Consider the following 23,392-nt stretch of genomic DNA (forward strand, 5'->3'; position numbering starts at 1 on the left):
ATTACACCAAAAAGTGCTTTTAAATATCCAAAGCTTGAATTTTACCGAAAGGTAACTGATTTATAACTTCTTGCAAGGCATCTTCCTTGCCTTCCAATCCATATTTATCTAAATTTTTCAATGGACGGTCGGCTCTAAAATAAGCAATTAATACAAAATCATCATCCCTAAGTTGGATGTAATCCGGAATTTTTGCTTTGCCTTTTACTTTTATAATATACATATTTTTGAGAATCTAGAGTCTAGAATCAAGATTCAAGACATCAGAAAAAAGATTTAAGATAATAGAAGTCATGTGAACGATTAGAGATTTTTGTCAACTGAAATAAGCTAAAGGCTTATTGTTGTCAATTGTCAACATACTGTTTACTATCTTAAATCCAACTTATTACTTAAAACTGATAACTTAAAACTATTATTGATTTCCTTTCTTATGATCTGCTAAGAATTGAGCTAAACCAGAATCAGTTAATGGATGTTTTAATAATGCTGTGATTACTTTCAATGGGCAAGTAGCTACATCAGCTCCCATATTTGCACATTCTAATAAATGCATGGTGTGACGAACAGAAGCGGCTAAAACCTCAGTTTCATACGCATAATTATCATAAATACGGATAATGTCTTCTATTAAGCTTAATCCGTCAGTAGAAATATCATCTAAACGTCCGATAAATGGAGAAACGTAAGAAGCTCCTGCTTTAGCAGCTAACAGTGCCTGACCAGCGGAGAAAACTAATGTGCAGTTTGTTCTGATACCTTCCGAAGAGAATTGCTTGATAGCTTTAATTCCATCTTTAATCATCGGTACTTTTACTACGATTTTGTCATCGATTGCAGCTAATTCTCTGCCTTCTTTCAACATGGTTTCATAATCGGTAGCAATTACTTCAGCACTTACGTTATTGTCAACAATATCGCAAATAGCTTTGTAGTGAGCTTTGATTTTAGCATCTCCAGTGATGCCTTCTTTAGCCATTAAGCTAGGATTGGTGGTTACGCCATCCAAAACGCCCATGTCATAGGCTTCTCTGATTTCGTCTAAATTGGCGGTATCAATAAAAAATTTCATTAGTAAAGATATTTTTTGAGTTCAATTAATCTTGTGCAAAGGTAAGATATTAATCTGGAAATTGAATATAGGTTTCTTTGTTGTTAACCTTATAAACGAGTATATAACACTGCATTCCTGAATTTTTTATTAGTGTTGAAGGAAACGAGAAAAAATAATAGGAATCCTCCTTCTTTTTAGGTGTTTTTACTTAAAAAACTGTAGTTAAATTCAAAAAGGATTGTAAAATAATAGAAAGGAAAGAAAAATGGCAAACCAACATCGCACCGCTACGACCGCCTACCCTTGCTACCTTCCGGTCCTGGGGGAGTTCAGCAGGAGCTGGTCGTGCCGATTTGCCGATGCAAAGGTAGGAAGAATGATTGGATTTGTAAACCTTGGGTTGTAAAAAATCTCAAAGAAATTTTATATGACTGATTTAAAGAGTGTTATGGAGATGATGAAATTTAACGTATCCATTTGTGAAATAAATCGTGTATAAAGGACTAATATGATGATATTAATTAATTAAATCGTATTTTTGCAGTCCTTCAAAAGGAAGGGTAATAAATTGACATGGGGTTGACCGGTATTGACGGTAAGTGTGAATTATGTATCAGCATGCAGGGTGGAGAATGTACATCCTTAAGTAATTCATTCGAACTATAATTGGCGAATCTAATTACGCCATGGCTGCATAATCTTAATTTATTAAGATAAAGCTTTAAGGGTTGAGTCCCCAAAAGGATTCCCCAGCCACATTCCTCGTTCCTTCGTTTTTCCGGGAGCGGTCAAGGAGTGTCGACAGGAGAAACTAGCGTGGTGATGCTATTAAGCCATTGCGAAACTCAAATAGCTAAGGCCTGCAACAGGACTGTTACTTTCCATAACAGGCTCGAAAACCTAATTAGTAACTAAGCATGTAGAAGATGCATCGTTTCCTTATCCGGACGAGGGTTCGAATCCCTCCAACTCCACAACCGCCCCTCGCAGCTTTAGCGAAGGGGGGCATTTCATTTTTTCTATAATAACATATCATAGAAAGTCTGATTTTAGAAGATTTAGCATTATAATTATGCTGTTTGAATATTATTTATTTAATTAACATTCTTATTCAACCCGTAAAAATTGGAGAAAAAAGCAAAAATAAAGTATAATAAGACCAATACCTACCAAGCTAATGTTTCTACAGGAGCCTTTGGTGGTATTTCCAGCACTGGAAATATTTGCATGAATTTTTACTTGGAAAGGGTTCCCTTACCTGATAATATCGAATTAACCTTAGACGAAAGTGGCAAGCCTTTAAAAGAAGATATTGAAAATGGGAATTTCATAAGTGTAAGAGATGTTCAGTCTGGTGTAATCATGGATATAAACACTGCAAAAAGTTTTCATGATTGGTTGGGCAAGAAAATAGATGAACTAGAAAAACTATTAAACAATGATACCTCAAGCAAATAACATAGTATCAGATTCTTCAGTAGAATATAAAGTCCAGAAAAATATATTTTCCAATAGAGATTATGATTCTTCTGAAATAGAAGATATAAGCAATTTCAACGTAATTAAATTTGTCCAGAATAGAGGAGAGTTTTCAAGCAAAAGGACTTTCTTTTTTTCTATTGATTCCGAAATAAAAGAGTTGTCAAAAGCTTCAGAAATCAATGATAATTTAGACACAAAGAATTTATCAACCTTGTCTCAAACTTCATTTAATGAGTTATGGGAAAAAGAAGATGATGATTATTGGAATAGTTATTTAGAAGAATAATATTTAATCAATTGTACCAATCAGGAGATATTTTATTAGTTCCTTTCCCATTCACAAATCAATCTGGCAATAAAGTAAGGCCAGTATTGGTTATTGCAGACTCTGATGCAATTAATCAACCTAATGATATCCTGACAGTGATGATTTCAACTCAAGATAAATCCAGTGGTATTAAAATAAAAATGGACAATGAATTCCTTTCAATACCCTTGAAAAAGGATAACAATTTCATCTATTGTAATAAAATTTGTGTTTTAGAGGAATCAATCGTTAGAAAAAAAATCTCAAGAATTTCTGATTTTAGTCTGTTTAATCAAGTGATTAATTCTATCAAAGGGTATTTACTAATGAAATAAACACTACAAAAAGTACTTATAATCAAGCTTTTTTCTAAAACTCCAAATATAGACACAAAATTAATAGAATCACTTGTGGTTTATAAAAATATTGAAGCACACAAATTTACTGAAAGTTATGATGAACGAATATCAAATTCTGATTATTTAAAACACTTCGAATCTAAAGCTGCAAATCATTTTAAATCAAATAATGAAATTGTTGTATTACATCTTGCAATCACAAAACATGATGAAAACGGAAATTATTATTATGATAATTACGGGAATAAAATATGGGATGCTATTTATATAAAGGGCTATTTTGATAAGTAATAATCCTTACTTATCTCAGGAACAATAATAATGAAGTTTACCTAATATAAAATATATCACTCTCTGAATGTTTGTAAACGAAGTTGTCTATAATTTTGAAAATTTGTTCGAACATTGTGTTTATATAAAATAAACGCTAAATTAATGAATAATTGTTCTTCATTTAGAATTAATTGAAAGTTTCATTTTTTTAAATATCTTTTTGGTCTATTTAAATTGCATTAACCTTTTCTATTCCCAGCTTAAAAAGCATTAATCTTTTTGTACTAAAAACCAATACTTATGAAAAATATAGTTTTACTAATGCTATCTTTATTACTATTTAATTGTGGTAAGGAAGAAAAATTAAGTACAAGCGAAGCAAATGCTTTAACATTCTTGAATGAAAATAAAGCGTTTATAGAAGGTGCAACATTGTCACCAGCAAATGTTTTCAGAAATTTAAAAAGTTCTAAAAGTCTTGAATATGGTAAAGTAAATATGGAGTACTTTTTTGATATCAATGATAACTATAACTTCAACTTAATTTCATTAGTAACAGATTGCGGAATAAATGAAATACCAGATTCAGATGAAAGAAACTTTTTTAGTCAACAATCTATTGATTATTCAATAGGATTTAGAGATATTAAAAACTTAAGTAGTAGAGAGTACACTGTAGATAAAAGAATTTACTATGTACTATCTCTTTATTATGAAAAGGAAGGTGTAAAAAGAACTGAAACTGACTTTTCACTTTTAATGTGTAATGAAAATATAGATTTTAATTTTCCTGATTTGACAAGAAATGATAGAGCAACAAATGATACTTTATTTGTGGTCTTTGATAATGAAACAAGGCTGAATGATTTTAAATTTAATATAGATGCTCTCATTGATTAAATATAACTGCTTTATGAAGAATTTAGATATCATAATTTGGAAATAATATCACTCTCGTAATCCTAAAAAGTGACTATTTTAGGGTTTATTACATTTCTTTAAATCTATTTTGAATTAAAAAAACCACCCTAACTTTCATCAGGGTGGCTCAACCAATATAAACTATTAAAAATTAAACTTTCACTTCCTTCTCCATTTTCGGATAATCCGTATAGCCTTTATGCCCTGGTGTGTAAAAAGTATCGCTATCCCATTCTGCTAATTCTGCATGGGCAGCAAATCGCTCCACCAAATCAGGATTGGAAACATATGGTTTTCCATAAGCTACCATATCCGCATCTCCATCTTCAATTACTTTATTGCCTTTCTGTTGATCAAAATGAGCGTTAATCATCAAATTACCTTCATAGACTGGCCGATATCTTTTGGCTATTTCTGTTTCGGCATGCTCCACATCAGATACATCATTGAATGGTTCTGAAAGATGTAAATAAGCCAAATCATAATTATTCAGTTTTTCAATGATATGATCAAATGTTGGAATAGTTTCCTCATTTAAGGTCATACCAAATATTCCATGCAAGGAAGGATTTAATCTCAATCCAATTCTATTTTCAGGCATTACAGTTTTGATTTCATCTATGATTTCAAAGAGAATTCTGGCTCTATTTTGTTTGTAACCACCATAAATATCTGTTCTTTTATTGGAAGTAGAGCTAAAGAATTGGTGCAATAAATAACCATTGGAAGAATGGATTTCTACTCCATCAAAACCTGCTTCCCAAGCATTTTTTGCTGCATTTTTGAAGTCCTGAATGGTTTGTTTGATATCCTCTACAGTCATCTCCTTTGGAGTAACTGTATCTTTAAATCCATCAGGAGTATAAGCTTTAGCCTCTGGGTTTAAAGCAGAAGGAGCATGCGGTAAATCTCCATTATGAAAATCTGGGTGCGATATTCTTCCTACATGCCACAGTTGGATGAATATTTTTCCGCCTTCATCATGCACCATTTTAGTCACTTCTTTCCAGCCTTCAGTTTGTTCTTTAGTGTGAATCCCTGGTGTGTTCACATAACCCACTGCCTTTTCAGAAACTTGGGAACCTTCGGTAATGATTAGTCCAGCAGAAGCTCTTTGCTGATAATATTTTCCTTGTAAATCTGCTGTAGGTACTTTACCAGGATTATCAGCACGACTTCTCGTCATCGGAGCCATGATGACTCTATTTTTTAAAGTTAAATCTCCTAATTTTATTGGTTTTAATAATGCTTGATTATCATCCATGTCTTTATATTATCTATTTTAAGTTTAATCGATAATACTAAAGACTACTTGTTTAATCTTATAGTTACAACAAATGGAGATTTTAATTGTAAAGCAGGCGACATTCTATTCTTCTCGCCAACCCCAAGGAGCAGCAGGTGCTTCTACTTCAGTGGTTAAATCAAATTCCACTCTAATAGGTTTGTCGCTGCTTACTCTTCTTAAATTATAAGTAAAAGTAGAATCAGAAATACTAACCCACCAAACATTTCCAGCGGCAAAAGGGATTAACTCTGTGGTTTCTTGATCAGCAGGAAAATATTGCAAGCTGTCAAATCCTGTATTTGGGCTTGTTCCTCCATACATGGTGATATCATCAGGACTACCATCTTCATGTCGGTGATCATGTTTTAATTGGATGCTGTTATCATTTAAAGTAAAAATCCATGTTCGAGAACGGTTTTCACCCACTACAAAAGGAATTCTAATTTGACCTTCACCACAGGAAATAAAATGCATTCGTAATTCTTGCTGCTGAAAATCCTTTGGGACAGGAGCAGTTACAACTTTTCCGGCATAAGCTTTTCCGCAGTGTTGTTCTAATTTTTCCCAGAAAAGGAGATGATTGGCTTTTTCTTCTTGGGCGATAGAAAAAGAACTGAAAAAGAATAAGAATATCGTTAGACTAAATAGGATTTTCATAATGGCGATTTAATGGTAAAGTTGTTAAGATACTTCTTTGCTCTATTATTACCATATTAAATTAACAGCTAAAGCTGTTTTTTTTATTTAACCACAATAGAAACAAAAGAACACAAGAGGTTTTATATAAATATAAAACTAAATCAGCACTATTTTGTAGTCAAAAGCCTCAAAAATTGTCAATTTTAACTTGTAAATAATAGAGAACTTGACTTTTAACCTAAAAATAGAATGTTCATATTAAAAATAACCTCGGTTATTTTCCTTTGTGTTCTATTGTTCCTTTCCCGATAAATACGGGACAAGTCGTGGTTAATTAATTCAGCTTTGCTGAAATCGCTACAGTTTCAAGTGTCGACTTAAACCTAAAAGAAAGTAAGTTAAATCTTAGCACTTAAATAATATTTAGAAAATAAGACTAATTAAATCTGGATTGAATTTAAAAAAAAATATTTGTAATCTGATGATTATCAGTCAAATAGATCATTAAAACCCTATTTCTTAAAAATAAATTTAAATTCTCTGTAACTTTCACTTCAGTTGTGCATCTACCTATTGTAATGAGCGAAGAAAACTACTTTAAAAATATCTACCTGAGCCAGAAAAATAAGCTCTTCCGCTTTGGCTTCTTCTTTTTGAAAGATGAGGAGGAGGCTAAGGATGCGACTCAAGAAGCTTTGATCAAGATTTGGGATAAGAGAGGTGATTGGGATTCGGTGGAAAACCCAGAAGCTTGGGGCATGCAAATTGTAAAGAACATTTGCTTAGATAGATTAAGGAAGAAAAAGACAGTCCAAAAGCATCAGGATTCGCTCAAATTAGAGAAGACTTTTGGGCAAGATCCCAGCACAATTTCTCTTTGGCAAGACCAATGGAAAATTATGCAGGAAGTGATGGAGCAGTTGAGCGAAAAGCAAAAAACAGTATTCATTTTAAGAGAGGTAGAAGGAAATAGTTATCAAGAAATAGCAGAAACTTTGGAGATATCCGAAGCACAAGTGAAATCTGACCTTTTCCGCTCTAGAAAATTTTTGAAAGAAAGCATGCAAAAAATAAATGACCATGGCATTAGAAAAACTCGAACAATGGCTTGAAAAATACTGGTTGGGTGAACTCAGCCAGGTAGAAGAAATGCAGTTTAAAAGTGAACTGAAGGCCAATAAAGATAGCCTTAAAGGGGAGCTGAAGCAAATGGCGGAGTGGTTTGAAAGCCATGAAGAAACAAAGCAAAACTTAAGGTTGGACGACAGCTTTGATGATAAAATCATGGCAACAATTCAGAAGAAGTCAAAACCAGTAGATAGTTGGAACTGGATGAAAGTTGCAGCTTCCATTTTGGTGGTCTTCGCATTAGGATTCTTCGCATGGTGGATGCCAGAACAGCAAGAACAAAAGCAATTGGCAAAACAGGAAGAAAAAGCCTACAGAGAAGCAAAAGCGACTTTAGAGTTGATGGCTTCCATGATGAATCATGGCAAAAAGCATTTAAGCTCTCTTGAAATGATTAATACAGCGCAAGAGAAAGTGAAAAATACTTTTCAACCCGATAGAAAAGAGAAGAAGGAAGGGCAAGACGGATGATTAGTTAGGATCAAGAATCTGGAGTCTAGAATCTAGAATATTGATATTATCTAACGTATTTAAGTGCCTAACACTTATTACTTATTACATATTACTTAAAACTTAAAACTCAAATAGAAATGAAAAAGATAGGATTAATAGTTGTATTAGCTTTATTAAGCATAGCAGCACAAGCACAAAATAGTGAATTCATGAAATTTTATAATAAATACTCAAGTGATGAGACATTTACAATAGTTTCAGTGAATCAACGAATGATTGAATTATTCTCCAATTTTGAAGTGGAGGGAGAAGAGGAGGAAGCCATGAAAAAAGCAGTTTCAGGTTTGAAAGGAATTAAATTAATTGCCAATAGTAAAACTAGTAACGGTGCTGCTTTATTTTCAGAAGCAAATGCAGCATTTTTGAAAGGCTACGATGAATTGATGACGGTAAGAGATGGTGATTCTGATATCCGATTCTTAATTCAAGAAAAAGGTGGCTTAGTGAATGAGTTGGTAATGCTAGTAGGAAGTGACAGCAGTTTTGTAGCGGCTAGTATTTTCGGTGAAATTGACTTAAAGCAAATGTCTAAAATGGCTAAGGGGCTTAATATTTCAGGGATGGAAAACCTGGAGCAGCTTGAAAACATGGAGGATGAACAGAAATAATTTCGAAAAATAAAACTAATTTTAGCAAGGTCAAGCATGAGCTTACCTTGCTTTTTTTCATTTAAACTACTGAAATTATGCGACTATTAATTCTAACCATATTCACTCTATTTATATTTTCTGCTTGTGAGCAAAAAATTGAAGACCCACTTAAAAGTCTTCAGGAAAAAGATATTCATTCCTTAAATATTAATCTTTATCCAAGTAATTTAAAGATGATCAATACTAATAATGATCCGAATTTTGCTGAAGCTACTAAAGACATTAAAAAACTCCATGTTTTGCAAATAAAATGGGATGGAGAGACCAAAAAGGAAGATTATGCAGAATGGAAAAGTAAGCAAGATTTCACTTCATGGGAATCTATTTTTACCGCAAGAATAGATAATGTAGATTTAGAAATAAAAGCTCCTGAGGGCAGAGAAGATATTCTTTATGCTTCTGCTGATACTAAGGATGGCCTTTTTGTTGGTTTTCTTGAAGGGAATTTTGATATTTCGCAAGTTCCAGCTCTTATGAAAGCTGATTTGGATTTAGGTCCAATTGGTGATTTTATCCAGGATAAAGAAGATAAAAAGAAGCAAAGAGAAAAGTGGCAAAAAATGCGAGAAGAAATTAAGGGAGATTCAACTGAAGTAATATCTGACAGCATTCAAGAATAATTTTTTATGGCAGAAAATATATTAGAGATATCAGGACTGAATAAAAGATATGGAAATATTCAGGCGATTAATGATCTTGAGTTAAAAGTTGAAAAAGGAACTGTTTTTGGATTGCTAGGCCCCAACGGGAGTGGGAAAAGTACCACTCTTGGGATTTTATTAGGGGTTGTTCAGAAGGATTCAGGCGAATACAGGTGGTTTGGAGAAGAACCAACTGCAGCTCAAAGAAGAAGATTGGGAGCCATTTTAGAAAGTCCTACATTTTATCCTTATCTCTCAGGTATTCAAAATTTAAGAATAGTCTGCAAAATAAAGGAAGTAGCTGAAAGCAGAATTATGGAGGTTTTGGAACAAGTGGGATTGGCTCAAAGAGCAAAATCTCCCTTCAAAACTTATTCATTAGGGATGAAACAGCGCCTAGCTATTGCTTCTGCCTTGCTTTCAGATCCTGAGGTGCTGATTTTGGATGAACCCACAAATGGTTTGGATCCTCAAGGAATTGCGGAAATCAGAGAGTTAATCATTAACATTGCCCAGCAAGGAAAAACCATCATTTTAGCAAGTCATTTATTGGATGAAGTGCAAAAAGTATGTACCCATTTTGCTGTTTTAAAGCAAGGAGAGAAGATATTTCAAGGGACAGTAGCAGAAAGCTTAATGGGCAATGAGGGGGTAGAATTGTTGTCAGAAGATTTAGAAAATCTAAAGTCCGTGGTAGCAGGTTTTCCTTCTTTTGTGGATATGAAAATCAATAATTTAGGAAGATTGGAAGTGCAATTATCCAAAGAAACGCCTATTCAAGAATTCCATCAATTTTTAATTGAAAAAGGGGTAGTGCTTACTCATCTAGCATACATTAATAAATCCCTAGAAAAGCAATTTTTACAACTTTTATCTGCTAAATCATGATTATAAAATATTTACAAATAGAATGGTTAAAGCTTAAGAATTATAAAACATTCATTCGATTAGCTTCACTGTATTTTATACTATTGCTTTTGATATTAAGTAGTGTGAAAATACTTTTATCATGGATGGCGAGTGCAGGTGCCGAGTTTGAAGGAATAAGTCCAGATATCATTCCTTTCTATAATTTCCCTGATGTCTGGCAGAATCTTACTTATTTAGCATCGTATTTAAAATTCTTCTTGGCATTTATAGTCATCATTTCGGTTACAAATGAATATTCTTATCGAACAATTCGGCAAAATATTATTGATGGAATGTCCCCAACCGAATTCCTGATAGCTAAACAAACCATGATTGTTGCTTTTAGTCTTTTCAACATGCTAGTGATTTGGCTTTCTGGAACGCTTATGGGTCTTTTCTATGGCTCAGGCTTTAGTTTTAGTTTGTATATGATGGATATGGAATTCCTCTTAGCTCATTTTCTGGAATTGCTTACTTTCTTGAATTTAGCAATGCTAATTTCTGTACTATTTAAAAAGGCGGGTTTTGCCATTATCGGATTATGTTTTTATGCTATCTTTTTGGAACCTGCTCTGGTAGGGATTTTAAATTATAAATTCGATGATCATTGGTTAATCACATTGTTTCCAATTAATGCAGTAAATAACCTGATTGAAATACCATTTCATCGCTACGTATTTATGGAGATTCAGGACTTTATAAAAGTAAGTAGCGCATTAATAGCAATAGCTTGGTTAATCATAAGTATCGGTTTAAATTATATTTTGATTGCTAAGAGAGATATAAATTGATCTATGCATGATTTACTTCATGAGATAAGAAATTGTACTGAATGTGTAAATAAGCTTCCCTTAGGAGCTAATCCTATAGTTCAAGCATCAATCCATAGTAAGATTGCAATTATTGGACAAGCTCCGGGTATTGCTGTACATCAATCTGGAGTTCCTTGGAATGATAAAAGTGGTGATAATTTAAGGGGTTGGCTTGGAGTGGAGAAAGAGATTTTTTACAATGAAAATATTTTCGCTTTAATCCCTATGGGATTTTGCTATCCAGGAACAGGGAAATCTGGTGATTTACCACCCATGAAGATTTGTGCCCCACTTTGGCATGAAAAGCTTTTTCAAATGATGCAAGATGCAGAGTTAACTATATTGTTGGGTCAATATGCTCAGCGTTACTATTTAGGAAAAGCGGCTAAGAAATCGCTGACTCAAACTGTCCAATCTTTCAGGGATTATAGTTCTGAATTTTTACCGTTACCACATCCATCACCAAGAAATAATATCTGGCAAAGTAAAAATCCGTGGTTCAAAGAAGAGGTTTTGCCTTTCTTAAAATCACGGATTTCAGATATACTTTAATTATATTTTTTCTTGGTTAAGCTACCGCAGAAATAGGTTCAGTTTTCATTTCTTTTACCTTTTGATCATAACTTCCTGTCCCTAATTGATTCAATAGCGTAAAGTGACTTTTCAACGCTTGACCAAAGGATTTATGATGGTGATAAGGAACTCCATATTCTTCTGCCGTCCGTTTTACTATAGGCGCAATCTTTCGATAATGAATATGACAAATATTAGGGAATAGATGGTGTTCTACTTGGTAATTTAAACCACCTACTATCCATGAAAACCACCTTGAAGAATTTGCAAAATTTGAAGTGGTACGCATTTGGTGAATTGCCCAGTTGTTTTCAACACTTCCATTTTCATCCACTTTATAGAAATCTGTTTCAGTAATCACATGAGCAGATTGAAAAACTAAAGCCAATAGAAGTCCACTAATAAATTGCATTAATAGAAATGCCAATGCCACTTGCCACCATACAATTCCAGTAATTAAAATAGGCGCTACTAATGTAAGTGCAACATACCATGCTTTATTGAATAACATTAGACCTAAACTTTTTTTGAAAGTTAATCCTTGCCCTTTTAACAAACCTCTTTTATTGTAGCGGATCAATTGGTCTATGTCTTTAGCAATCACCCAATAGAATGTCATTAATCCATAAAGGATTGGAGCATAGTAAGCTTGAAATTTAAAAATGCCTTTACGCTCTTGATGAGGAGAAAATCTAATGATTCCCTTTTTATCAATATCTTCATCATATTCATCAATATTCGTAAAGGAATGATGCAATACATTATGCTGGATTTTCCAGTTAATGTGATAAGCACCGAGGAAATTGGCGGTAAAGCCTAAAGCTCTGTTTACTTTATTGTTTTTGGAATAAACCCCATGATTGGCATCGTGCATCACACATAATCCAATACCTGCCATACCAAAACCCATTATGATATAAAGCGGTAATGCTAATGCAAAGCTGCTGACAACACCGCTTAGTAAAAATGCTAATGGTGTAAAGTACAACAAGAGCATGAAAACTGTCTTTATTCTCATGGCATTATTGGCAAATTTGGAAATATTGTTTTCCTTAAAGTATTCACCCACTCTTTTTCTGAGTGTGCTCACAAATTCAGGATTGTCGTTAGCGTTAAATTTTACTGTATTCTTGTTCATAAATATTCGTTAATACTACAAGGTAGCTTAAATTCAACCAAATATCTTATATAATCCCCATGTTTTAGACGAATGTATTTAACTTGGATAATTTCAATTAATTTAAAACTTGAATATTAGAATAATGCATTTCGAATAAAAATATCTAGTTCGGAAGATTTAAAATGCGTTAGTTTTATTTAATATATTTCCTACGTCATTTTAAATAATTGAAACTGAATAATGTGCATTCAATTGAATTAAAGCGATTAATTTTAATTTTTATTGATTTTCAATTTCAAAGCATGAACATAATTCAGTTTGCGCAACTTGCCAAGAAAAAGGGGTAAAATCTTTGAAAAATGCATTTTTGTTTAATTATTGTTTAAATATACTAAACATTAGTTCAACAGGATTTTTTTTTGTGATGCAATGTACTTGTGTATTCAAATTAGATGAATATAATTTTATTTTTTAATTTATAAGGTAAAAAAAAGCCATACTTAAATAAAAAGCATGGCTCTACATTGAAATAAAATTTTCTCAAATCTTATTTTTCATCTTTATAAATAAAAACTTTAGGTGAGTCTTTTTCATTCATATAACCTCTGTACATTCCGGAAGTATTAAAAGGCATAGAGATATTTCCAGCTCTATCTAAGGCTATAAAGCCACCTGAACCGCCAAAGTCAACTAATTCTTCATAAACAATTTTATTAGCTGCGGCATCTAAGCTCATGCCTGCATATTTCATTTTGGCGGCTACATCATAAGCTACAACTGAGCGGATAAAATATTCACCGTGACCTGTAGCTGAAACACCACAAGTTGCATTATCAGCATAAGTTCCTGCTGCAATAATGGGTGCATCTCCAATTCTTCCATATCTCTTATTGGTCATTCCGCCAGTTGAAGTTCCAGCGGCTATGTTTCCATCTTTATCTAAAGCAACACAACCAACTGTTCCAAATTTGCTATCAGGGAAATCCATTAATGCAGCACTCCTATCTTTTTCTTCTTCTCTTTTCTTCACTCTCTGTAAAGCATCATATCTACTTTGTGTAAAGAAGTATTCAGGATCAACTAATTCCAAACCTTGTTCTGCTGCAAATTTCTCAGCTCCTTTGCCCGACATCATCACATGCGGACTGTCATCCATTACTGAAAGTGCAGCTAAAATTGGACTTTTGATAGTGGAAACACCAGCTACTGCACCTGCATTTCTTGTTTTGCCATCCATAACGGCTGCATCTAACTCATTTTTACCTTCATTTGTGAAAACGGCTCCAACTCCAGCGTTAAAAAGTGGAGATTCCTCCATAATTTGAATGGCTGCGATCACTGCATCCATTGCAGGTGCGCCAGATTCTAATTTTGCATATCCGGCTTCTAATGCCTCCGTCAGTTTAGCTCTGTATTCAGCATCTTGCTCTTCAGTCATGTTTTTGCGTTCAATAGTTCCTGCTCCTCCATGAATTACAAGGCTTATCGGTCCTTGTTTTATTATTTCTTTTTCTTCTGTTTTAATGTCTCGCTCTTCTGGGGATTTTCTTGTGGTGGGATCGCATGCCGTAATGATAAAGATGAACAAAATGGCTAAGTAGTATTGGGAAGTCTTTTTCATATTTCTATTTTTATCCGTTACTTAAATTTTGCAACCAATATACTCAACTGAACTTCTTTTACCAAGATGAATAACTAAAGCGGTTATTTTCTTCCATAAGCGCCAAAAATTCAATAATTTTCGTCAATCTTTTTAAATCTTTGATTTATGCTGAAAATATACAGAAATATACTTACCATTATTTTTTCAATAAGCTCGCTTGTAGCTTTTTCACAAGCTGAGCAGAGTTTGTATTTTGTACAGACTTATGATAATGCAGGACAGCCTTTGCAAAAAGGAACAGCTATTATTTTGGATGGTCAGGGAACGGGGGCTACCCATCAGAATTTGTTTATAGGCGCCACTAGTGCTAAAGTCTTTACCCAAGACAGCTCTGTCCATAATATTTCTACTTTCAATGCACATGATCCCGCTACTGGTTTAGTGAAATTTGCTGTGGATAATAATCTGAGCACCAAATTTCAAAAGGCTTCCATAAAAGCAGGGAAATTTGAGGAGGCAGGTTCCTTTACTTTATTGCAATCAACAGATATACAGAAGACAGAAAGTAGTGATGTGAAAATTGCTAAATCAAAAGAAATAGAAGGCTTTGGAACGTTTGCTGTAATTCCTGATAACTTAAAAAAATCAGCAATAGGTGCGGTTGTGTTATCTGGAAATGATATGCTAGGTATTATTTTGAATGAAGCTAATGGTGTAAATGGTGCAGTAATTATTGATTTAGGCCGTTTAGAAAAAGCCAATCCTATCACTAACGGATTCTCAAATTTTGCTCAAAGGATTAATGTAAATGGACATTTATTGTCAGCCTTAAATGCTTATGCAAATGAAGAGTGGAACAATGCTTTAAATGCCTTTGAAGAATTCGCTAATCAAAATCCAAAAGATGAATTTGCATGGAAAATGGCTGGATTCTCTGCTTTTGAAGCTAAAAATTATGATAAAACCATCAGTAACTTAACAAATGCATTTAAAATAAAATCTAGTCCAAGAGCTTATTCTATTAGAGCATTTGCTTATTTCGAACAGAAGAAATATACGGAAGCAATCAATGATTTTGCTCAAAGCCAAGATGAAAAAGTAAATGAAGCTAAATGGCATGCTTACAAAGGAATTTCGCATTATGAATTAGATCAGTTGGGTCAAGCAATTCCTGATTTGGAAAAAGCAGTTGAGTTGAAATATGAAGATCCTCAAGTAAGCTATTATTTAGGAAATGCGCATTTTAAAAATGATGATTTTGCAAAAGCCATTACAGCTTATGACCAAGCAGAAAAATTAGGCTACGAATCGGAAGTACTTTTCAATAATAGAGGAAAAGCCAAATTCTTAACTGAAAAATATGAAGCTGCAATTAAAGATTATACAACCTCATTGGGTCTAAAAGCAAATTATCAGACAGCTTTGGAAAATAGGGGAGCCGCTTATTATAAAACTGAAGATTGGGAAAACTCCATTAAAGATTTTGAAAAAGCAATTCAAGCAGGTACCAATGATGCTGATGTTTTTCTACAATTAGCCGAAGCTTACTTTAACACTGAAAACTATTCATCTGCCATCACCAATTTTGATAAAGCAATCAATGGAGGTAAAAATGAAGCTGAAGTTTATAGAAAAAGAGGGGTTGCACATTTGAAAGAAAAGAATAGTGATAAAGCTATTGTTGATTTCAATGCTGCGGTTCAGAGAGGAGCTAATGATGGTGAAATATTCCAACTTTTAGGAACGGCACAATTTGAAAAAGGAACTTATGAAGAAGCACTTCAAAATTTGGAAAGAGCTATTTCATTTCAGGTTAGTGATAGCAATCTTTATAAAAATGCAGCTATTGCAAGTCAAAAGTTGAATAGGAATGAAGGTGCCATTACTTATTTCAAAAAAGCTATAGCAACAGGAGCTAAAAGTCCTGATGTTTTTGAACAATATGCAATTCTTCTGTATGAGACTGGAAACACTCAGGAGGCTAAAATTAATATCGAAAGAGCTATGTCTGCTGGTGCTTCTGGTGAAAAATTATTTTTGTATAAAGGGTATTTAGCTATAACGGATAAAAATTGGGATGCAGCCATTTCTTCTTTACAAAAAGCTAAGGATGGAGGGGTGAGAGAAGCAGGCTTGTATTCCGCTTTAGGTAAAGCCTATTACCATAAAGATGATTATAATTCAGCTATTGAAAACCTAAAACAAGCATTCCAGGCAGGAGACCGCACAGGCGAGAATTATGAATTAATTGGACAATCATATTTTAAGGTAGAGAATTATGAGGAGGCTTCAAGAGCTCTGAATTCGGCAATTCAAGGAGGAATTATTAATCAATCAGTTTATTTTGCTTTGGGGCAGTCGTTATTTGAACAAGGGAATTTCAAAAATGCAGTAGATGCACTTACCAAAGCTGAAGAACAAGGAGAAAACAGTCTTATTTTGTTTGAAAAAAGAGGTCTTGCGAATAATGAATTGAAATCTGCCGAACCAGCTATTGCAGACCTATCAAAAGCATCGGAAAAAGGAAGCAAAAGCATTGAGGTTTATGCTACTTTAGGAGATTTGTATTTTCGTTCTCAAAATTTAATCAAGGCAGTTGAGTCTTATGATAAAGCTATCAGTTTAGGTGCAAAAGATGCGGTTATTTATAATAACAGAGGAAAAGCTAAATTTTTACAGGATAAAATCTCTGCAGCCATAGCCGATTATAATCTTGCTTTAGCTGAAAAACCGGATTATGACCAAGCTTTATTGAATAGAGGGTCTGCACATTATAAACAAGAAAATTATTCAGCTGCCATCGCTGATTTAGTAAAAACAGAAAAGAAAAGTCCTGAGGTGGCGGAAATGCTCGGTTTGGCATATTACAAAACCCAACAGTTTGATAAGGCGCTACAAAATATGGAATCTGCCATCAGCGGAGGAGTCAAGAATGCAGAGCTTTATTATTTCAAGGGAAATATTTTGTATGATAAAGAGGAATACCGTCAGGCTGTAAGTGATTTTCAAAAAGCTGAAGAGGGCGGAATAAGTGAGGGTGCTTTATATGCCAAAGTGGGAAATGCTTTTTTTGAATTGGAGAGTTTCAAACAATCGGCTGAGCAATTGTCTAAAGCAGTTGATAAAGGAGTTTCTGATAAAATAGTAATTGAGAATTTAGGAAATGCACTTTATGAAGGCAAGAAATATGAAGAAGCTAGTAAGTTTCTGCAAAGAGCAATTGGTTTTGGAACACAAAATCCTAAAACTCATTATCATTATGCCAATACCTTATTTCGTGAAGATAGATTCAAAGATGCTATTAAATCCTATGATGAGGCCATTGCATTAGGTCAAAAAGATGAAGTGATTTATAATAACAGAGGAAAAGCAAAAGCTAATTTAGACCAGTTTGAACTTGCCATTCAAGATTATAATCAATCACTTTCAATAGATGAAAATTATGGGCAGGCTATTTTAAATAGAGGAAATGCTTATTATGAATTAGAGGCCTATCAAGAAGCATTGAATGATTATGTGAGAGCAGTTGCATTGGCTCAAACCGACAATGATACTTTTGTGAAAATGGGCTTAAGCTATTATAGTTTGGATAATTTTGAGCAAACTATCGAATATATGGATCAAGCCTTTCAAACAGGAAATCAATCTCCAAATGTTTTCTACGGTAGAGGGAATGCATATTATAATTTGGGACAATTAGATAATGCATATTCTGATCTGAATCAGGCTGTTACTTTTGGAGACAATCACCCTGAAACATATTTTCACCGAGGTCAAATTAATTTTCAGAAAGAAGAATACGAATTGGCATTATCCGATTTTAATAAAGCAGAAGAATATGGTAGCAAAGCTGAACAACTTTATTTCTTAAGAGCTAAAACACATTATGCATTGAGTAATTGGAAGGATGCTTTGGAGGACTTCAATTTAGCTATTGCAGCTGACAAAGAGCTTTATGAAGCTTTTGCTTTACGTGGAAACACAAAGTTCCGCTTGGATGATTTGTCAGGAGCCATTAATGATTACAATATTGCCATTGCGGGTGGAATTGAAGAAGCGGTTTACTTTAATAATAGAGGTAAAGCCAAACAGCTGAGCGGTAATATAGAGCAAGCAATTGAAGATTATGATAAAGCAATTTCAACTGATAGTGAATATGCAAGAGCATACGAGAATAGAGCATCAGCAAGATATGAAATGAAAAATTATGCTGGCGTAATCGAGGATGTAGATAAATTGGAAGATTTGGATGAAGCTAATCCTAATGCATTTTATATTAAAGCTGAGTCATATTATGCTTTGGAAGATTGGGTAGGGGCTATTTCCTATTTTGAAAGAGCAATTCAAGGGGAGGTTATAAAATCGGATTCCTACTTTAAAAGAGGTAGATCCTATTTGGGAGTAGAGGATTATCAAGCCGCATTAGATGATTTCAATCGTGCTGCTGAAGCAGACCCTTCTAATGCAAGTATTTATTTATACCGGGCGCAGTGTTATTTGTACTTAGGTGAAGTACGCTATGCAGCGGAGGATTATTCTAAAGCGATTACATTAGAACCTGAAAATACTGATGCTTATTACAATAGAGCTATTCTGCGAGAAGAAACTGAAGATTGGGAAGGAGCATTGCAAGATTATGACAAAGTGGTTCAATTAGATCCTGAAGATGCCTCAGCTTATTATTACAGAGGAAATGTAAAAGCTGTATTAGAAAATTATCAGCCTGCTTTGAAGGATTTAAATAAAGCAATCGAATTGAATTCTGAAGATGCTTCTTATTACAAGTTGAGAGGAAATATTTACTATCAATTAGAAGATGATTTGAAAGCTTGCGAGGATTGGAAAAGAGCTAAGAACATGGGCGATGATAGTGTGAATTATTATTTGAATCAGTATTGTGAGTAGAGATTCTAGTTTCTAAAGAATTGATATTTAATTCAATTTAAATGTGAAATTTAGGATTTAGCTTAGCTTTAGAATAAGTCTCCGGACGATCTCTTATTTTAGTATTATTGGTAGAGTAGACGAATGTTTGGTTTTTAATTTTAAGAAAAGCACAATATATTATTTGGAACTATAGTTGTAATTAATGTATAATTTTAATTATTTAGAGTTTTGAACCACTAAAACAATCTTTATGATCAACCTTAATATTAAAGATTTCCTCAGGATTTTATTTAGCTTTATAGGAATAGCTTATTTATTAACTTTTATATATTCTATAATTATCGGTTTTCAGCTCGAAACTGCTTATGAGATTGGCGGAGAGGTAGGATATAATATGGGTTTTGTGAGTTATTATGTAGTGTTAATTGCAATTGCATTTACAGCCTTTTTCTCAATCAATGTCATGGTTAGTAAATTTAGACTTAGCAATAAGTGATTGTATATATTCTTCCTAAAATTTATTTGATGGTAGGCTAAGTATGAAATATTAAAACCCTCACATTTATGGCTCCATCGAAGCCAACATATGGCAACATCAATCTGTTAGCTTAATCTAAGTTCTGTAAGAGTGGCCTTAACAAACATCCAACGTCTGTCATCCCGCACCCATCACTCAACTTCTAAACTATGACCCTGTTCATGCGTTTACTCTATGAATTTAATTCAATAAATAGAGCATATGCTGAATTCCAATCAATTTTCGCGAAATCCTAACCTTTATATATTCTTACCACTATATTATACGCTTTGGGAGGATTTAAATCTTACAAAGCATGATATCGGAATCATGAAAAAACTGATTGATTCTCAATCATGGTTGGAGAAGGAAGAAGTTGAGTTGTTGGAACACTATTTAAATCCAAATCAAAAACCTTCAGCACAAGAGCTCAAAGACTGGAGGAATCATATCCAGTTTATAAAGCCTAAAAATTTAAAAAATCTTACCACCCTAGGTTTGGAACTAGTAAAAACTCATCAAAATGGACATGATTTAAAAATTACTGAAGAAGATAAAAAAGCATTTCAAAAGGCTGAGCAAGAATTAGGCTTAATTTATAATGAAGCGGCTTATCGATTTGAGGGTAGCCATTCTACCATCACTTCAGAGCAGAAGTCAAAATCTTCATTTGATCCAAAACTAATGCAGGAGATTTTGGATGGATCAAAAATCGAATTGATTCAAAAAGTAAAAGATACTTTATGCAAGCCAGAGTTTTCTTACCATCATCATGAGAAAATAGCAGACCAAAGAGCACAAGTTTTAGAATGGTGTAAATTATTAGCCAAAGAAGGCTATGGTTCATGGGCTTTTCAGCGTGAATATGGTGGAAGAGATGATATGGAAGGCTATTTCACCATTATGGAAACCTTGAGTTATCATGATTTGAGTATGGTCATAAAATTCGGTGTGCAGTTCGGGCTTTGGGGAATGAGCATCTATTTTTTAGGAACTGAAAAGCATCATCAAAAATATTTGAAAGACATTGGAACATTGGAATTACCTGGTTGTTTTGCCATGACAGAAACCCACCATGGTTCTAATGTTAGAGGTTTAGAAACTACAGCCACTTACAATCATCAAGACAAAACTTTCACCATTCATACACCTCACCGAGATGCTCGAAAAGAATATATTGGAAATGCCGCATTACATGGTCAGAAAGCAACGGTATTCGCAAAATTAATAATAGATGGTGAAGATTATGGAGTCAACACTTTTGTGGTGCCATTGAGAAATAAAGCAGGCGAATTACACCCTGGCGTAGAAATAGAAGATTGCGGCCCTAAAATGGGCTTAAATGGTGTGGATAATGGATTAATTGCTTTTAATAAAGTAGAAATCCCAAAAGAGGATATGCTGGATAAATTTGCCTCAGTAGATGATGATGGTAAATTCCAAAGTTCTATTTCATCTGATAATAAGCGGTTTTTTACTATGCTAGGAACTTTGGTTGGTGGTAGAATCGGAATTCCTCGTTCTGGCTTATCTGCGGCAAAATCAGGTTTGACCATTGCTATTCGATATGCCAACCAACGCAAGCAATTTGGGCCGGAAGGTGGCGGAGAAGTACCGATTATGAATTACAGAATGCATCAAAGGAGATTGATGCCTCTAGTAGCCAAAAGCTACGCAATGCATTTTGCTTTGAAATATTTGACCAACCGCTTTCTAACTAAATCCGAGGAAGAAGGACAAGAAATTGAGGCATTAGCTGCTGGAATGAAGGCTTACGGTACTTGGTTTACCACTGAAGCACTTCAAGAATGCAGAGAAGCATGTGGAGGAAAAGGATATTTATCAGAGAATAGAATTGATGCTTTGAAAAATGACACGGATGTTTATACCACTTTTGAAGGGGATAATACCGTTTTGATGCAGTTAGTTGCTAAAAGTAGATTAACAGAATTCAAGAATGAGATGGGAGATATGAATTTCACTACCATTTTTAATTACCTCAGCAAGCAAGCAAAAACTTCATTTACGGAAAAGAATCCGATTACTGTCCGAAGTACAGATGAAAAGCATTTGTTGGATTTTGATTTTCATATTAATGCTTTCAAATACAGAGAAAGAGCAATAGTGGCTTCTGCCGGACAGCGAATTAAAAGATTGGTTGATGATGGGATGGACTCTTTTGATGCAGTAAATGTTGCTCAGCATCATTTAATAAATGTGGGAAGATCTTATATCGAAAGAAAAATATTAGAGCAATTTCAATTGGCTGTGGAAACCACTCAAAATGAAGCTTGTAGAAAATCATTGCAGCAATTATGTCAATTATATGCACTTCATACTATTGAGCAAAACAGAGGCTGGTATTTGGAGCAAGGCTATATGGAAGGCGTAAAAACCAAAGCCATCCGTAAAACGGTCAATCAACTTTGTTGGGAAACCAGGCAAGATGCCATTGGATTTACTGATGCATTTGGTATTCCTGATAAATTGCTTGCGGCTCCTATAGCTTTTTGATATTATCGGGTATCGAGATGACTATTACTCTATTTGGGTATTGACCTAGGACAATCAAACTTCTCTGGTTCCAATACTGCCCCCCCCTTAATGTTATTAAGGTAAGAGGATTTCAGTATTTCGCTTTAGCGAAAAACCTTTTGTTTTCTTTTGTATCTATTGTGGTTGAAAAAAATCTATGTTAATATGTACCAGCCTCAGCAAATTTTTACCACAATAGAAACAATAGAACACAAAGGAAATTAGGATAGTATTAAAAGTTAAGGTTTTAAAGCTTAACTTAATAGCATTGGAGTCCCCCCTTATGGATTGGGAGACTGTTTCCGGTCTGATTTGCGGTACTGACCAAATCATCCTACACCCATCATCCATCAAACTTCGAGCTTCCAACTTCCCACTTCCAACTTTTTAATACTCCCCAAACTTCACACTCACCATACTATTATATTCCATACCCAGCAATTCTGCAGCACTTCCTTGTTTAATCCCAATTTCCAAGACACCCTGATCATTGAAAATAGCAAAAGCTTCTCCACCCTGACTTTCGTGATAATGTTTTTGAACACCAGTTAAAGAATAATTTCTAAATTTAATCTGGACACTTTTTCCTTTACTTAAAATATCATAATCGTATTTAAGTATATCTGTTATGAGATTACCATAGTCATCAATATGCACTACATGTCCTTGAATAATTTCTCTAGTGGCTTTAACTTTAGGAGTGATAAATTTCTTAAAATCTTCAGCAGCTAAAGATTCTCCTATTTCGTTTAATGTACCGGATTTAAGTATTTTTACAGCAGTCGATGCTAAAATATCCTTAACTGGGAAATTCCCTTTGATTTCTTCTTCAGAAGAAATTTTTATAATTTTATCGGGGTCTTTTTCCCTAATTAAGCTTAATAATCCATTATTACTTCCCAGGAAAAAATGATTTTTGATTTCAATGGCAATCATAGCTTCATTAGGCTCAGAACGGGAATTCACAGCTACTAAATGAACACTGCCTTCAGGGAAATCTTTATAAACTGATTTTAAAACATAAGCAGCATGAATGATATCATGCTTAGTAATGTTGTGAGATATGTCAATCACTTGAAGATTTGCATCTTCACTCAGTATTTTGGCTTTTACCGCTGCCACATAATGGTCGCGCCAACCGAAATCTGATAGAAAAGTGATTAAAGGCATACAAAAAATTG

At 33.9% G+C, this 23,392-nt stretch carries 21 protein-coding genes and 2 other RNA genes; 15 read left to right on the forward strand and 8 right to left on the reverse strand.

Annotated features, from left to right (window positions below; translation table 11 throughout):
* Positions 1–19: 19 nt before the first annotated feature.
* The 3 genes from QYS49_RS07835 to ffs all read right to left on the reverse strand — a co-directional run bounded on the left by QYS49_RS07835 (position 20) and on the right by ffs (position 1,414).
* Entirely contained in the window at positions 20–223 is a 204-nt protein-coding gene (locus QYS49_RS07835) for a fructose-6-phosphate aldolase (protein WP_308351215.1), read from the reverse strand.
* A 192-nt stretch (positions 224–415) separates the two neighbouring features.
* The gene (fsa, locus tag QYS49_RS07840) at positions 416–1,072 is read right to left on the reverse strand and encodes a fructose-6-phosphate aldolase (RefSeq protein ID WP_308351216.1); all 657 of its coding nucleotides are present in this window, start codon (positions 1,070–1,072) and stop codon (positions 416–418) included.
* 244 nt (positions 1,073–1,316) lie between these two features.
* Positions 1,317–1,414, reverse strand: an RNA gene (gene ffs / locus QYS49_RS07845) — signal recognition particle sRNA small type.
* A gap of 215 nt (positions 1,415–1,629) precedes the next feature.
* Between ffs and ssrA the strand changes: the two genes are divergently transcribed.
* The 5 genes from ssrA (at position 1,630) to QYS49_RS07870 (ending at position 4,375) form a co-directional block, all read left to right on the forward strand.
* Positions 1,630–2,031, forward strand: a transfer-messenger RNA (tmRNA) gene (ssrA, locus tag QYS49_RS07850).
* A gap of 148 nt (positions 2,032–2,179) precedes the next feature.
* Positions 2,180–2,512, forward strand: coding sequence for a hypothetical protein (locus QYS49_RS07855; protein ID WP_308351217.1), 333 nt, complete (start codon positions 2,180–2,182; stop codon positions 2,510–2,512).
* Positions 2,493–2,822 carry a hypothetical protein gene (locus QYS49_RS07860; RefSeq protein ID WP_308351218.1) on the forward strand — a complete coding sequence of 110 codons (330 nt, stop codon included), beginning with the start codon at positions 2,493–2,495 and terminating at the stop codon, positions 2,820–2,822. Before QYS49_RS07855 ends, QYS49_RS07860 begins: the two co-directional genes overlap by 20 nt.
* An 11-nt stretch (positions 2,823–2,833) precedes the next feature.
* Positions 2,834–3,178 (forward strand): type II toxin-antitoxin system PemK/MazF family toxin, encoded by a 345-nt coding sequence (locus QYS49_RS07865; protein ID WP_308351219.1) that lies wholly within the window; start codon positions 2,834–2,836, stop codon positions 3,176–3,178.
* Positions 3,179–3,775: 597 nt separating this feature from the next.
* A complete protein-coding gene (locus QYS49_RS07870; protein WP_308351220.1) occupies positions 3,776–4,375 on the forward strand; it encodes a hypothetical protein in 600 nt (199 codons plus the stop codon).
* 172 nt (positions 4,376–4,547) lie between these two features.
* Here the strand turns inward: QYS49_RS07870 and QYS49_RS07875 are convergent, their stop codons facing one another.
* Positions 4,548–5,660: an alkene reductase gene (locus tag QYS49_RS07875; protein ID WP_308351221.1), complete on the reverse strand. Its 1,113-nt coding sequence runs from the start codon at positions 5,658–5,660 to the stop codon at positions 4,548–4,550.
* A gap of 105 nt (positions 5,661–5,765) precedes the next feature.
* Entirely contained in the window at positions 5,766–6,341 is a 576-nt protein-coding gene (locus QYS49_RS07880) for a hypothetical protein (protein ID WP_308351222.1), read from the reverse strand.
* A gap of 560 nt (positions 6,342–6,901) precedes the next feature.
* Between QYS49_RS07880 and QYS49_RS07885 the strand changes: the two genes are divergently transcribed.
* The 7 genes from QYS49_RS07885 to QYS49_RS07915 all read left to right on the forward strand — a co-directional run bounded on the left by QYS49_RS07885 (position 6,902) and on the right by QYS49_RS07915 (position 11,528).
* Positions 6,902–7,435, forward strand: a complete 534-nt coding sequence (locus tag QYS49_RS07885; protein WP_308351223.1) for a GFO_1088 family ECF-type sigma factor — start codon at positions 6,902–6,904, stop codon at positions 7,433–7,435.
* Positions 7,404–7,922, forward strand: a complete 519-nt coding sequence (locus QYS49_RS07890; RefSeq protein ID WP_308351224.1) for a hypothetical protein — start codon at positions 7,404–7,406, stop codon at positions 7,920–7,922. The genes QYS49_RS07885 and QYS49_RS07890 overlap by 32 nt, the downstream gene beginning before the upstream one ends.
* A gap of 119 nt (positions 7,923–8,041) precedes the next feature.
* Positions 8,042–8,572, forward strand: coding sequence for a DUF4252 domain-containing protein (locus tag QYS49_RS07895; protein ID WP_308351225.1), 531 nt, complete (start codon positions 8,042–8,044; stop codon positions 8,570–8,572).
* 77 nt (positions 8,573–8,649) lie between these two features.
* Positions 8,650–9,234: a DUF4252 domain-containing protein gene (locus tag QYS49_RS07900; RefSeq protein ID WP_308351226.1), complete on the forward strand. Its 585-nt coding sequence runs from the start codon at positions 8,650–8,652 to the stop codon at positions 9,232–9,234.
* Positions 9,235–9,240: 6 nt separating this feature from the next.
* Positions 9,241–10,143, forward strand: coding sequence for an ABC transporter ATP-binding protein (locus QYS49_RS07905; RefSeq protein WP_308351227.1), 903 nt, complete (start codon positions 9,241–9,243; stop codon positions 10,141–10,143).
* Entirely contained in the window at positions 10,140–10,955 is an 816-nt protein-coding gene (locus QYS49_RS07910; RefSeq protein WP_308351228.1) for an ABC transporter permease, read from the forward strand. The genes QYS49_RS07905 and QYS49_RS07910 overlap by 4 nt, the downstream gene beginning before the upstream one ends.
* Positions 10,956–10,958: 3 nt before the next feature.
* Complete coding sequence (locus QYS49_RS07915) at positions 10,959–11,528, forward strand: uracil-DNA glycosylase family protein (protein WP_308351229.1); 570 nt, start codon at positions 10,959–10,961, stop codon at positions 11,526–11,528.
* Positions 11,529–11,544: 16 nt separating this feature from the next.
* On the opposite strand, the gene QYS49_RS07920 is transcribed toward QYS49_RS07915, so the two are convergent.
* Positions 11,545–12,687, reverse strand: coding sequence for a fatty acid desaturase family protein (locus QYS49_RS07920; RefSeq protein ID WP_308351231.1), 1,143 nt, complete (start codon positions 12,685–12,687; stop codon positions 11,545–11,547).
* Between the two features lie 529 nt (positions 12,688–13,216).
* A complete protein-coding gene (locus QYS49_RS07925; RefSeq protein WP_308351232.1) occupies positions 13,217–14,290 on the reverse strand; it encodes an isoaspartyl peptidase/L-asparaginase family protein in 1,074 nt (357 codons plus the stop codon).
* A 147-nt stretch (positions 14,291–14,437) separates the two neighbouring features.
* Here QYS49_RS07925 and QYS49_RS07930 point away from each other — a divergent pair, with 147 nt between their 5' ends.
* The 3 genes from QYS49_RS07930 to QYS49_RS07940 all read left to right on the forward strand — a co-directional run bounded on the left by QYS49_RS07930 (position 14,438) and on the right by QYS49_RS07940 (position 22,190).
* The gene (locus QYS49_RS07930; protein WP_308351233.1) at positions 14,438–19,177 is read left to right on the forward strand and encodes a tetratricopeptide repeat protein; all 4,740 of its coding nucleotides are present in this window, start codon (positions 14,438–14,440) and stop codon (positions 19,175–19,177) included.
* Between the two features lie 232 nt (positions 19,178–19,409).
* Positions 19,410–19,655, forward strand: a complete 246-nt coding sequence (locus QYS49_RS07935; protein ID WP_308351234.1) for a hypothetical protein — start codon at positions 19,410–19,412, stop codon at positions 19,653–19,655.
* Between the two features lie 351 nt (positions 19,656–20,006).
* Positions 20,007–22,190, forward strand: coding sequence for an acyl-CoA dehydrogenase family protein (locus QYS49_RS07940; protein ID WP_308351235.1), 2,184 nt, complete (start codon positions 20,007–20,009; stop codon positions 22,188–22,190).
* Between the two features lie 408 nt (positions 22,191–22,598).
* Here QYS49_RS07940 and QYS49_RS07945 read toward each other — a convergent pair whose 3' ends face one another.
* The gene (locus tag QYS49_RS07945) at positions 22,599–23,381 is read right to left on the reverse strand and encodes an SAM hydrolase/SAM-dependent halogenase family protein (protein WP_308351236.1); all 783 of its coding nucleotides are present in this window, start codon (positions 23,379–23,381) and stop codon (positions 22,599–22,601) included.
* Positions 23,382–23,392: the final 11 nt, after the last annotated feature.

This window comes from Marivirga salinae, from assembly GCF_030503855.1.
GTDB classification, from domain to species: Bacteria; Bacteroidota; Bacteroidia; order Cytophagales; family Cyclobacteriaceae; genus Marivirga; species Marivirga salinarum.